Genomic DNA, 12,656 nt, shown 5'->3' on the forward strand with positions numbered 1-12,656 from the left:
GGCCTGCTTTTTTCAAAATTTGCGGTAAAGCCCAGCTGTATCCGAATACATCAGGGAGCCATAAGTACTCGCATTTAGCTCCGAATTTTTGCTCGAAAAACCTTTGGCCATATACAAGCTGCCTGACAAGAGATTCCCCAGACGGTATGTTGCAATCCGACTCCAGCCACATTGCTCCGCCGGCTTCCCATCGGCCTTCCTTTATTCGCTCTTCAATCTGTTCATAGATCTCTGGATAATCACGCTGCAAATCATCATATAATTGAGGTTGAGTCTGTAAAAATACATATTCAGGAAACTGCTCCATCAAGCGCAGAACGGTTGAGAACGAACGTGCGGCCTTTTCACGTGTATGCTTCAGTCTCCACAGCCAAGCTACGTCAATATGCGTGTGACCGATACATCTTACAATAACTTCACTAGCATTCGGTATTTGCTGCAATTCATCTTTTAATTTCTCATTCGCTAGTTCAACACTTTGATAGAATGAGCTGCTGCCAGGCTCCCGCCAATCAATAAGGAGAAACGATCTGTCTAGCGCTTGCATCAACCGTCCATATTCGAAGGTATTTTCATTAACGACATTYAGCGTATGCCAAATTGCGGATGCCGTATAAAATAAATCATCCGCCGCCGGATTCAGTATAGCGAGGGAGGAATGCTTAATTTCATGCTCCAGATCACTTCGTATCCCAGTTTCACCATTCAAGCCCGACCAAATCTTGAACAAAAGCTCAATCTTGCTGCCGACCAGCTGCTCCGGAAGAAAAACTTCCATATGATTGGTGCCTACTCCTTGGAACGGTTTGCCGTCAATATACAATAAGGATTCGAAGCCCCAATTATGCCCTTCTCCTGTTTTACCGAAATCGAACAGTCCCAACACTTGAAGCCCTCTCCATTCCTTAGGAACCTCTACCTCTGTCCTCATCCAAGCGGTCAAATCTCGACCTTTCCATCTGTCTCCAATATGGATCCGGCCCCATTCCGTGTCTGACGGGGGAAGCGCACCAATAATGGCTTCCTCATCAATCCAGAAATCATAACTTGGAATTTGTATTTCGTTCGTATAGCGATATTTCTCCAGCTCTACAATGCGCTTCTCCAATTTTTGAATCATCAGTAACATAGGGTTCAAGCTGTTCAATGATATCCCTCCTGAATGGAAAATTGATAAATTAAATGCATACTCTGTGCTCTAGCACAGCTTAATTTCTCGAACGATAACATGACCCTCAAGATTCGGTTTTGGTATAAATTGAACGTTTATAAGCTTTCGATTAGAAAAAGGATGCTCCAATACTATTTTATAAAAGGTTTTGGAGCCTTCTTTAATAGGCATCGTCGTACATGAAACCTGCAGCAGCGAGCTATCACTTATATACACATCATGTCTGTCTGACAGAGGGGCTTCCCATGATCGATCACAACTTGATATGTTTATACCATAGTAAACGGGGTGGGACATTGCCGCTCCATCTTCAAATTCAAGTACATATTCCCCTAGAAGATCCTGCTCAGGTTCAATGAAAATCCCGTCAACGAACGGTTGATACTCACGGGTAAACGTCGTGCCATGCGTAATTTCAATATGTGGTCCGGCAAGAGTTCCAAGATTCTTATATCGGAACAAGTCCTCGAAGGTCTCCTCCGCTAAGGCAGTATACATACTCTCATCGTAGCCATCCTGCCAGAACAAGCGACAGCAATAGGCCATTTCGAAAAACACCCCATTGCGCTGTAAATAATCTTCACGCAAAGCACTCCAATTGGATATGCACGATCCCTGAACGCCTTTCGATATTCTTCGGCTCCATTCAGGAATTCCGGTTCCCGAAAAGTTTCCAAACACCATATACATACCGCGATCAAGAAATTCATCATCGTATTCTCGTCGAACGGACCAGTACCAATGCATAATTCGAAGCTCTTTCGGGATCAAGTCAATCGATTTGTACGTTGCGGGAAGTATCTCCCTGAACTGTCCATGTCTATGTACCTCGCGCTCAGATCCACCTTCGGCATTTCCAGATTTGGAGATCGCATTGAGCAGCTTATCTCCCCATAACATCGTTTCAATGCCTTTGGATTTCAGATAACTATAGATTTTTTTTAGATCCTCTGCATAAATCTCGGCAGCATCCTTACCCTTGCATCGATCACAGATGCCTATCGAGTAATACTCGTCATGTCCGATATGAATGACATTGGGCTCGAACACTTCAGCCACTTCATCCAATACATCAAACAAGAGCTCATAGCTTGCAGGATTAGACGGACAATACACATCAGGATACGAATCCTCCTTCCTTTCCGCGAGCTCTGGATGCCTAGTCAGTAGATAATCGCTATGGCTTAATGAGGGGACTTCAGGAATCACATCTAATCCCCGCTGCTTACAATACGAGACTAAATCCTTCACTGTCTCTTGAGCAAGCCACTCACCGCCGCCATTCTCACTATGAATCGAATTTTTTTTCCAGTTGCTAGATCTCTGCACTTCTTTCGCTCTGCCCGAATATCTCCGCATCTCAGCACTGTACTCTACCCACCCTTCATTTATCTCCGGGTGACGTTTATATTCCATCGCACCGCCGATCTCAATGACGATCGTGTTGTAGCGATAGTAACAAGCCATATCAATAAAGCTTTTGAAAAAATCGATATCCTCCTTGGCTGGAAGATAGATTTTAAGACCGCGAAACGGACATAAAGGAACATTATAGATAAGTCCATGATTCAAATAACCATTAATTGTGAGCTGCTGTAAACTATAAGCACCATATATAAGTCCTCTGATACTGGTGGCATATACGTTGACTTCATCGGAAGCCTCTATGATATAGCCGTCCTCACTGTCTATATATACATCTCCAAAGGATCGTTGTAATTTCTCTTGAAGCTCTTCATCTACCTTTTGAAAAAATCGAACAGCAGCGTAAGAATGTGAATGCCGAGCTTTAGATAGCGCTTTCATCACGATCTGATTAAGAACACTATTCTCACCATTCATTGTAATATTCGCTGTCAGATAGGCACCTGTACTTTCAATCTTCTCATACCTATTACGCGTGTTGAACATAGTCACTCTACCTCCCTTCTCCTCCTTCAAACATTCATGAAGAATCAATTTACTTAATCATTAATTAAATGTATTATATAAATGAATAATCACTTTGTAAAGCACTCATTCTTGAGCATTCAATGGAGGATAACGATGAACGCGAACTCAAATGATTATGTAGGAAACCGATTTACTTCAATTGACCTCACCAAGCATTACAACAAAAGCATTGCTGCGTTAAGTGAATCTGACTGCTCTGCGCGAGTTATTCATAACTCTGAGCATCTGCTGACCGGCGAGCATGAGCTATGGGGAATACCTTTTTCACTTGGTCCTAATGAGGGTTCGGCCAATATTATTTTATTGAAGGATGAGGACATTCACATCGACTTCAAAGCTCCTCTCCATGATCACCAACTTATCTTTTTGCACAGTGCTGATTTCAAAGAAACGATAACTAATGAAGACGGCATAACCAGTCCTATGATGGGGACACCACGGCTCGGTGAACTTGTATGTGAATATAAGCTCATCTATTCGGATGGTACAGAAGCGGTCATTCCTATTAAGAGGCGCTACCAAATCAGCGAGTTTCAAGTGAAGTGGGGAGAGAACGGATTCGAAGCAGTGAAGCACATCAAGCCCCGGACGATGCGGACCAACTCGGATATTCCGCGCGGCGAAGCACCRGAAATTCCTTGGGGTCAGAGCCAATTGCGGAATACTTTCCAAGGCTTCGGCAGCGTTATGCATCATTGGATCTACTCTTTACAGAATCCGTATCCCGATAAAGAGCTCACTCGATTGGTTCTTCACCCTATTGACGGCACTGCCTTTATATTCGGTATTACCCGGACTAATATGGTAACAAACCCACTGCGGTGGGACGTTCGCAGGAAGGTGTATTACACATCCAAACCTGGCTTTGTACCTAACCCTTTCGGCAATAATCCCAATATTCGTTTGGATTTTGGCGAAGTTATTTCGGTCTCACCAGTCCTCGAGTATAATCATTCAAATTGGATTGATCATGCCAACCCATCTCTGCCGATACAGAAGTCAAATGAATGGATTATCGAACTCACAGCACACAGCGAGGCGTATCTCTACTTGGGTGAGGATGAGGAGAATTGTATCGCTCTAAAAGATTTGACTGCTTATACGGAATTCCAGCCGATGGAAACTCGTAAACGGAAGGTCACCCTCAAAACTATCGATAAAATATCCGGACAGCCCGTACCGTCCAAAATTCATATACATGGAAAATTCGGCGATTACATTCCTCCCGTTAACGGTCATCGAATTCCRAATGCACATTGGTTCGAAGACTATGGAACAGAGCATGTTCAAGGCAATCATTTCAGCTGCTACATAAACGGGGAAGCCGAATTCAATCTGCCGTATGATACCGTATATATTGAAGTCACCAAAGGATTTGAGATAAAGCCGATTCGCAAAACCTTTACCATTACTGACGAAATGGATAGCATAGAGATCATTCTTGAGCATGTATTGCCATGGAGGTCTAAGGGCTGGGTTACTGCTGACACTCATGTTCACTTTCTATCTCCGCAAACCGCACTATTAGAAGGGGAAGCAGAAGGTGTGAATGTGGTCAACCTGCTCACCAGCCAATGGGGAGAAATGTTCAGCAACCTCGGAGACTTTGATGGTAAAACAACGATCGGAAGTGTTGAGAATGGGGGCAGCGGTGAATACCTCGTGCGGGTCGGGACGGAGAATCGCCAGCATATTTTGGGACATATCTCCCTACTCGGCTACAGCGGCAAAATGATTCTTCCTTTGTGTACTGGCGGACCGGATGAGTCTGGACTTGGAGATCCCGTAGATATCTCTATTACGCAATGGGCCAGACTTTGCAGAGAACAGAACGGCATCAGCGTTATTCCACATCTTCCAAATCCAAGAGCCGAAGAAGCGGCTACCATTGTTTTGGGTGAAGCTGATGCCATTGAACTATGCTCCTTCGAAAATAAGGGGATCAACCCCTATTCCTTATCTGATTGGTACCGTTATCTGAATTGTGGGTATTTGTTGCCTGCTGTTGGCGGTACAGATAAAATGTCTCAGGAAACTGCAGTAGGCACCATTCGTACTTATGCACTTATCAAGGATCTTCCTTTTACGTACGACAATTGGATGAAGGCTGTTAGGCAAGGCCAAACCTTCGCCACATTTGGCCCTCTCCTTGAATTCCAGGTCAATGGTCATGAGATGGGCACCAAATTCGAATTAAGAACAACCGGGGGAACGGTAGATATAGTCTGGCAAGTGTCGTCAGCAACCATTCCCGTGACCAAAGTGGAGCTTATTGTAAATGGCGAACTACGCGAAGTATTCACCGCTGATCCCGAACGCATAACCCATGGCGGCCATTGGTCATTGAAAGTAACGGGGAGCAGCTGGATTGCTATGCGAGTGCGCGGCTGTTATCATGATCAAACTGAAATTATTGCAGCTCATTCCAGTGCGGTAATGGTTACGGTTGAGGGGAAGCCCTGCTTTAACTCAGCTGACGCTGTTACTATACTAGTGCAATCACAGCGCACAGGATCATCATGATGGGCACTCCCATTAAGGCTTATGATTTTATGCTAGCCCTTCAGTAACCATGCTGTGCGCACAGGAGAAACACCGCTGGGGAAAATGATCCCTAGCGGTGTTTTTTGCACGAGCTATTGGCTTATTTATTAAGTTAATTTCCAAAAATCATACATATTTTATAATAAATTACTGTAGTTCCACTTTGTCGCCAGACAAGGCACGAGGCTCTAAACAATTAATCGGCTCATCTAACAAATGTCTGAATAGAAGCGCGGCCGCCCCTACTGCGCTTTGTGAGCTTCCAAAGGTAGACGGCTCCAAACGCAGCTTATCCTTGACAAAGCTATACTGACGAAGCTGTAAATTCGACAAGACCGGAGACAAATATTCCGACAAGTAAGGAAACAATCTTCCGCCAAGCACAACCACTTCCGGGTCGTATAGATTAAATACATTGATGAGTGCATTCTCCAAATAGCTCAATGTGTCATTCATGCACTTCAATGCCTCCGGATCTCCTTTCGATATCGCTTCCTTAAGCGTTTGCATCGAATTTCCTCCGGACCATCTTTCCAAAATACCAGGAATCGAGCCTACAGTTTCCCAGCATCCTATATTGCCGCAATCGCATACTTTTCCGTCCATTTTAAGTGTCATATGACCAACTTGTCCATAAAGCCCATTCGTACCTCGCACGATTTCACCATTGGAAACAAGTCCGCCGCCGATGCCGATTCCCATCGTAATGAACAGCAAGTTTTCCACATTTCTCCCGTTGCCAAACGAATATTCTGCTAAGGCAGATGTTCGTGCATCATCTTCGATTAACGTTRGTTTGGAGAAATGCTCACTTATTTTGGATTGCAGATCAAATCCTCTCCATCCCGTAAAATTAGGAGGACTTAGCAATGCACCCTTCTTATAATCGATTGGACCAGGAACCCCAATTCCCATACCGAGTATATGATGCTGACCCGATTTCTCTACATCTTCTTGTAATTGCATTAATATAGGCAGTATTTCGTGAAAATACTTGTCTGGTCCATCAGGCTCAATTATTTCATTGCTGATCGATTGCAGTATTTCACCCTTCAAATCGGTTAACACGATCTCATAGGAGGACCGACCAATGTCCAGCCCGATTAGACGGTAATAGCCTGTATCAAAACCAAGCATTACTCGCCTTCTTCCAACATTCCCTGATATGGATTCGAATTCACGTATAACCCTTTGCTCTATTAACTCATGCGTCAGATTAGTAATCGTGCCTGATGTCAATCCCGTCTGTTTCACTAATTCCACCCGCGAGACTTGTCCAACCTTCCATATTTGTTTCAATATGGTCGACATATTCTGTTGTTTAACTTGTTGAAGATAGATTAATTTATTCGTAGCAATAACGGTCTCCTCCTTGCAATCAATTCACTTAATCATTATATTAACTCCCTAGCACATTGATTATATCACACAATAAGTAGTATTTCTCGTACAAATGAAAAACACAGGACAGATGAACTATATCCGTTTAATCGGCTGCTTCGTATGATACAAATCCCATATCGCTCGATTAATAAAAACAGCTCGCTCCCAGATAAGGAACGAGCTGCTTTATCATTTTCATGATTCCATTTTCCCTATATGAAGCTCCCTTTACTCTACGTTGATAAGCATAGATTTAAGAGGCACCATCGAATCCTCAGGAACATAATATTTGAATTTGTTTTCGCTGATTTGTCCGAGCAGCTGACGACGGATTGGATCGGCATCCTTCAAGAGGCTCTCCGAAGCCGTATGGTAATCGATAGGGCGCATCCAGATTGGGCTGTAGCCGAGAAACAGCTGCCTTCTTGTAAATTCGGATTGGTTTGGAGAGCCTGCATGCCATAAGTTTTGGGCAAAAATGAATACGTCTCCCGGTTTTCCACATACTTGAACTTCCCCGTCCTGCTGCTGCCTCACATCCTTATTATTAGGGTTATAAGGCTTCTTATGGCTGCCCGGAATAACTTTCGTATTGCCGCGGTCCGGTTCCGACATATCGCTTAAAATATAACAAGTCTTAATGTAATAGGTAGCTGTCAGGCCAGCAATTACAGGAAATTGCGGATGAGGTCCATCCTGATGCCAATCAATAAAGCTATGCGTGGCAGTCTTAGCTTCGTTCGGATTCGGTTTCCTAATCGTTAGGTGGGAAATATGCAGTTGAATATTATGTCCGAGCAAATTAACAATTAACGGTAGAATAGTCGGTTGATCAATCATTGAAGCAATCTCTGCATGACGTTCAACGCTGTTATAAATATTATGGGAAAGCGTTTCCGGCTCGTTCGCAATGATTTCATCGATTGCCAAATTCAGACGGTTCACCTTTTCTTGCGATAATACTCCTGGTAAAACCAAATAACCCTGCTCGTTAAATTGATCCATCAATTCCCGTATATTCAGCTCAGCAGTCTTCATCATTCATTCCTCCTACTTGTATTTAATTTAATTATATATGAAGAATTTTCCTGTTATAATGTATGAATAATTATAATCCCTTGTATATAATTTCATAATTGGAGGGACTTCATTTGGAATTGACTCGATTTCTTGAGCCCGATCTGYATTACCATGTCTACGTGAAAGACGCTGTGCATTTCCAAAAAACACATGACACTTACGATCACTGGGCATTATTTATTGTCGAAGAAGGCGGCTTTGAATACAGAATGGGAGGTCAAAGCGGCAAGGCTGTTAAAGATGACGTCGTGTTATGTCCGCCTGATTTGACCTTTTACCGTAAAACCAATGATTTATCCTTTCATCTAATGGGATTTCAATGGAACTCTAACCCTGAGCATGCCCATTCGAGCATAAAAGATTTACCACAGACCGGAAAGCTTCGCCTTATGAACAACAAGAGATTCCATTCAACCCTCTCTCAGTTTCGTGAAGCCGATTACTTAAATGGAAGCCTTGGTTTCGCGTACAAAAAACATCTCCTTAAGGATTTGCTTTATCTCCTGCAGATTGAATTATCCGACCAGCAACCGACTCCCTTGTTCAGTGATGAGCCTCTCCTTCAACGAACCGTCCACATGCTGCAGCAGCAAGCTGAATTTGGCATTTCCCTAAAAGCAATCGCTTCGGAACTCGGCATAAGCCAGGTTCAATTGACCAGACTTTTCAAGCGTGAGTTCCGGATCGCTCCCAGCGCCTATGCAGCTAATCTCCGAATGGACAAAGTCAAGCAGCTGCTGGTACATTCCTCTCTGACCCTTGCCCAAATTGCCGAGCACTGCGGATTTACAGACGAGCATCATTTAAGCAAGAGCTTCAAAAAGTTACTCGGTATTAATCCGTCCTCCTATAGAAAAACGTATCGTGTCTAACACAGACAAGCCGACCGTAAATTGACCGATCGGCTTGTATGAAGTACTCAGATTACTTAACTGCCATAGCCCAGCGCTTTCAACTGCTCCATAGCGCTGTCCATTAAGGCTTTATAGTTCATAGATGTCTCCAGCGTCTGGATAAAGGTGTCATATTCACTTAACGGGCGTTTATTATAAATAAACTTTGCAAGCTCTTCCTCGATATAACGATTCGCGTCAGCTAGATTAAAGCCTTCCGGATTATCGATGAATCCGTTCAGCGCCTCAATACGGGGCTGGTCGTTCGCAAATGCAATCGCATCTGACTGAGCGGCGAACTTGGCCTGCAAATACTCCATTTCAGGTCTGCCTGTGAATTGGTACAGCCAGGAATAACCGACATCGCCTGCTTTATCTGTCATTTTCGCCTTACCGTTATCAAGTGTGAAGTGAGTATCCTTCACCCCAAATTGCACAAGCATCGAGCCACCATCCGGATTTGAGATATAATTTAGCAAATCGAATACCCGCTGCAGCTTCTCGGGATCCTTCTCAAGCGCCTTCGGAATTGCGAATCTCCCCGGAGTCGACCCAATATCCCATGATCCGTCGTACTGCCCCCCAACGCCGGTCGGTGCTGCAATCTGCAGCCAATCCGCATTTGGGTTAACGGTTTTAATTTGCTCCACGAATTGATCCTTAGTAATATTAGGCCAATCGATATATACAATGCCCGCCTGCCCTTTGATCGCTTTCTCTTGATGCTGCAATCCACTATTGGCCAGCAGCTCAGGATCAACGGACCCTGAAACATTCATTTCCTTAATAAACGCCAACGCGTCCTTCATCGCCGGGTCATACAGAGAATTAATAACKGCCCCATTCTTCTCATAAAAGTTGCCCGGCATACCGACGCCGAATGCTCCGAATACTGTTGAGAATGCTCCAAACTTGCCACCGGTCAAGCCAAAGGTGTCCGGCTTGCCGTTGCCATCTGGATCTTTTTTGGTGAAGGCATCCGCTACTTCCGATAATTGTTCCACAGTCGTAGGCACCTCTAGCTGCAATTTATCCAGCCAATCCTTGCGGATCCATAAAGTGTTGTACGGGATTTGCGGAGATTTGGAAACGGCGTATACCTTTCCGTCCACCATCCCTTTTTTGACGCTGTCTTCACCAATGAAGGCAACTGTTTGGTCCAATTTATCCATATATGGCGTTAAATCCAGCAGAAGCCCCTGTTTAGAAAACTGAATAAGCTGCTGGCGATCGACCATAAACAGATCCGGAAAATTTCCTGAGGCCATACGGACATTCAGTTGATTGCTATAATCGTCTGCCGATGGGTAAACGGTCAGGTTCAAATCAATATTCAGCGCTTTGTCCARCTCCTGCTTAATAATATCCTTGTCCGGCGAAGGCAGGTTGTTTCCGCTCTCGATAATTTCAAGCTTAACCGGCTTGCTGCTTGGCTCTGTGGTTTCAGTGCTTGGCTGATTGGTTTCACTTGGCTCGTTGCCAGCCTTTTTATTGCTATCTCCTCCTGAACAAGCTGCAAGCATGGTTCCTAGAATTGAAACGGTTAACATCAAGGAAAATATTTTTCTCATCTTCATATCCCCTTTCTAAATTCTTGCTATTTTATAGGTCCGCATAGCTGGCCAGTGATCTATGCAACCTTGGTTAACCTTTAATCGATCCGAGAAGCATTCCTTTTGTAAAGTGCTTCTGAAGGAACGGATAAATGATGATAACCGGCAGACTGGCGATCATGACGGAAGCCATTTGCATCGTCTGAGTTGGCATCATGTTTTCCGCGTTTTCAAGCGGCTGTTGACTTTGCATCAAAATTTCCCTGACGACAACCTGTAGTGGATACAATGTGCGATCAGTCACATAGAAAATCGCTTGAAAAAATTCATTCCAATGACCGACCAGATAAAACAATCCTACGGTAAGCAAAACGGGAATCGATAGCGGCGTTACAATTTGAAGCAGGATTCGGAACTCTTTGGCTCCGTCGATCCTTGCTGATTCGAACAGCTCCTCAGGCAGCCCTTCAAAAAAACTCTTCATTATAAGTACATTAAAGCTCCAAACCGCATTAGGCAAAATCATGGCCCAGATTGAGTCGAGCAGTCCCATTGATTTTACAACCAAATAGGTCGGAATGATTCCTCCACTGAACAACAGAGTAAACACAATCATCATTAGAAAAAAGTTCCTTGCCGGCAAGTTTCTGCGACTAAGAGGATAAGCCATCAGGCCGGTCAATATAAGATTGACTGTAGTACCGATAACCGTAATAAGCACGGTAATTTGAAACGCTTTTGGAATATTCGACTCCGTTAGCAGCGTTCGGTAGGCGGAGAATGTAATTTCTTTTGGGAATAAAATAAATCCGCCGTTGCGCAATACTTCCCCAAAGGGAGTGATGGATACCGATACTACGTACAATATCGGTAAAATGGCAGCAAGTCCGCATAGTCCCAAAATGACATATACGATGCAGTTGAAAATTTTATCATCAAGGCTTCTTACCATATGCCCTCACCCCACTTTTTCGCCAAACGATTGGCACTCAATACAAGGATTAACCCAATGACGGACTTGAACAATCCGACTGCCGACGCCAAACTGAAGTTCAACTGCTGCAAACCTGTTCGGTAGACCCAGGTATCTAGAATGTCTGCAACCGGATAAACCTGTATATTGTACAAAATGTAGATTTGATCAAAGCCGGCATCAAGCAGATGACCGAGTTTTAGTATAAACAGCAAGACAATGATGCTTCGGATCCCCGGAAGTGTAATATGCCAAATCATGCGTATCCTGCTCGCTCCGTCCACTTTGGCAGCTTCGTAGAGTGTAGGATCAATGCCCGCCATCGCCGCTAAGTAAATGATCGCTCCCCAGCCGAGATTTTGCCAAACCTCAGAACCGACCAGAATACTGCGGAAATAATCCGTCGAGGTTAGAAATGGGATTGAGCTGCCTCCCGCTTCTACAAGCCACCGATTAATCAAGCCACCGTTTTGAGAAAATAGTGTCATTAAAATACCGAAAATAATGACCCATGATAAGAAGTGCGGCATGTAAGTAAGCGTTTGGACAATAGATTTCAACCAACGAACACGGCACTCATTCAGCAGAAGCGCCAGTAAAATCGGAGGCAGTGTCCCCCAGACCAGCTTGTATACGCTGATTAATAGCGTATTAGTCAACAGCTGACTGAAATAGGGAGATTGATAGAAATCCTGAAAATGTTTATACCACGGATTGACCCACGAGCTCCCCGTTATCCCATCCAGGATGGCAAAGTCTTTAAAGGCAATAATGACCCCATACATCGGGAAATACCGAAAAATGATGAAATAAATGACACCAGGCAGCAGCATAATGTAAAATGCTCGGAATCTCCAAATGGCTGTGAGAATCGACTGCAGCTTTGTTCGCGGATCTGGCCGTATCCGAGGGGCTGGGGTAAGGCTCTGTTTGGCGTCCATCGTATCCCTCCTTGTATGAATGCGCTTCCAATAATGTAAGTATAAACATCTGAACGGAACGCCGATATACACAAAAACGTAAATAATGTACAGATTTATGGAAATCGTGATTGGCCTGCACCTCGTTCATCAGACTGAATAAACGAAGAGGCCGCCCCTTAGGAC

At 44.1% G+C, this 12,656-nt stretch carries 9 protein-coding genes; 2 read left to right on the forward strand and 7 right to left on the reverse strand.

The genetic code is table 11. From position 1 onward, the window contains the following. The coding region (locus AC1DWN_RS23870) for a glycoside hydrolase family 38 N-terminal domain-containing protein (protein WP_477561390.1) at nucleotides 1–1,147 on the reverse strand (1,147 nt) is incomplete at its 3' end. A gap of 51 nt (nucleotides 1,148–1,198) precedes the next feature. Further along, entirely contained in the window at nucleotides 1,199–3,082 is a 1,884-nt protein-coding gene (locus AC1DWN_RS23875; RefSeq protein ID WP_477561391.1) for a family 20 glycosylhydrolase, read from the reverse strand. A gap of 135 nt (nucleotides 3,083–3,217) precedes the next feature. Here AC1DWN_RS23875 and AC1DWN_RS23880 point away from each other — a divergent pair, with 135 nt between their 5' ends. Then, complete coding sequence (locus tag AC1DWN_RS23880) at nucleotides 3,218–5,647, forward strand: CehA/McbA family metallohydrolase (RefSeq protein WP_477561392.1); 2,430 nt, start codon at nucleotides 3,218–3,220, stop codon at nucleotides 5,645–5,647. Nucleotides 5,648–5,815: 168 nt separating this feature from the next. Here the strand turns inward: AC1DWN_RS23880 and AC1DWN_RS23885 are convergent, their stop codons facing one another. Then, complete coding sequence (locus AC1DWN_RS23885; protein ID WP_477561393.1) at nucleotides 5,816–6,922, reverse strand: ROK family protein; 1,107 nt, start codon at nucleotides 6,920–6,922, stop codon at nucleotides 5,816–5,818. Nucleotides 6,923–7,279: 357 nt separating this feature from the next. Beyond that, nucleotides 7,280–8,089, reverse strand: coding sequence for a phytanoyl-CoA dioxygenase family protein (locus AC1DWN_RS23890; protein ID WP_477561397.1), 810 nt, complete (start codon nucleotides 8,087–8,089; stop codon nucleotides 7,280–7,282). A gap of 113 nt (nucleotides 8,090–8,202) precedes the next feature. Between AC1DWN_RS23890 and AC1DWN_RS23895 the strand changes: the two genes are divergently transcribed. Next, the gene (locus tag AC1DWN_RS23895) at nucleotides 8,203–9,003 is read left to right on the forward strand and encodes a helix-turn-helix domain-containing protein (RefSeq protein ID WP_477561394.1); all 801 of its coding nucleotides are present in this window, start codon (nucleotides 8,203–8,205) and stop codon (nucleotides 9,001–9,003) included. Nucleotides 9,004–9,059: 56 nt separating this feature from the next. On the opposite strand, the gene AC1DWN_RS23900 is transcribed toward AC1DWN_RS23895, so the two are convergent. The 3 genes from AC1DWN_RS23900 to AC1DWN_RS23910 form a co-directional block, all read right to left on the reverse strand. After that, nucleotides 9,060–10,601, reverse strand: coding sequence for an extracellular solute-binding protein (locus AC1DWN_RS23900; RefSeq protein ID WP_477561395.1), 1,542 nt, complete (start codon nucleotides 10,599–10,601; stop codon nucleotides 9,060–9,062). A gap of 67 nt (nucleotides 10,602–10,668) precedes the next feature. After that, nucleotides 10,669–11,529: a carbohydrate ABC transporter permease gene (locus AC1DWN_RS23905; protein WP_477561396.1), complete on the reverse strand. Its 861-nt coding sequence runs from the start codon at nucleotides 11,527–11,529 to the stop codon at nucleotides 10,669–10,671. Beyond that, on the reverse strand, nucleotides 11,523–12,383 hold the full coding sequence (locus tag AC1DWN_RS23910) for an ABC transporter permease (RefSeq protein ID WP_477561398.1): 861 nt from the start codon (nucleotides 12,381–12,383) through the stop codon (nucleotides 11,523–11,525). The genes AC1DWN_RS23905 and AC1DWN_RS23910 overlap by 7 nt, the downstream gene beginning before the upstream one ends. Nucleotides 12,384–12,656: the final 273 nt, after the last annotated feature.

Source organism: Paenibacillus sp. P4_A7, from assembly GCF_056402455.1.